The sequence below is a fragment of the Glaciecola petra genome (assembly GCF_031846345.1).
In the GTDB taxonomy this organism is placed as follows: domain Bacteria; phylum Pseudomonadota; class Gammaproteobacteria; order Enterobacterales; family Alteromonadaceae; genus Glaciecola; species Glaciecola petra.
This window is the reverse complement of sequence record NZ_JAVRHX010000018.1, coordinates 1-798: the sequence shown is the minus strand read 5'-3', so window position 1 is coordinate 798 and position 798 is coordinate 1. Positions and strand designations below refer to the sequence as shown.

Below are 798 nucleotides of genomic sequence, written 5' to 3'. Positions count from 1 at the left end.
ATATATTCAATTGAAGAGTTTGATCATGGCTCAGATTGAACGCTGGCGGCAGGCCTAACACATGCAAGTCGAACGGTAACAGGAAGTACTTGTACTTTGCTGACGAGTGGCGGACGGGTGAGTAATACTTAGGGATCTGCCCTTTGGAGGGGGATAACCATTGGAAACGATGGCTAATACCGCATATAGCCTACGGGCAAAAGGGGGCTTCGGCTCTCGCCAAGGGAGGAACCTAAGCGAGATTAGCTAGTTGGTGAGGTAAAGGCTCACCAAGGCGACGATCTCTAGCTGTTCTGAGAGGAAGATCAGCCACACTGGAACTGAGACACGGTCCAGACTCCTACGGGAGGCAGCAGTGGGGAATATTGCACAATGGGGGCAACCCTGATGCAGCCATGCCGCGTGTGTGAAGAAGGCCTTCGGGTTGTAAAGCACTTTCAGTTGTGAGGAAAGGTTTGCGGTTAATACCCGTAAGCTGTGACGTTAACAACAGAAGAAGCACCGGCTAACTCCGTGCCAGCAGCCGCGGTAATACGGAGGGTGCAAGCGTTAATCGGAATTACTGGGCGTAAAGCGCACGCAGGCGGTTGATTAAGCTAGAAGTGAAAGCCCCGCGCTCAACGTGGGAAGGCCTTTTAGAACTGGTCGACTAGAGTCTTGGAGAGGGGAGTGGAATTTCTGGTGTAGCGGTGAAATGCGTAGATATCAGAAGGAACATCAGTGGCGAAGGCGACTCTCTGGCCAAAGACTGACGCTCATGTGCGAAAGTGTGGGTAGCGAACAGGATTAGATACCCTG

The 798-nt window shown here is 52.1% G+C and carries 1 rRNA gene; it reads left to right on the top strand.

Annotated features, from left to right (window positions below):
* Positions 1-7: 7 nt before the first annotated feature.
* Positions 8-798 (top strand): 16S ribosomal RNA (locus RM552_RS17675); the annotation flags it as partial.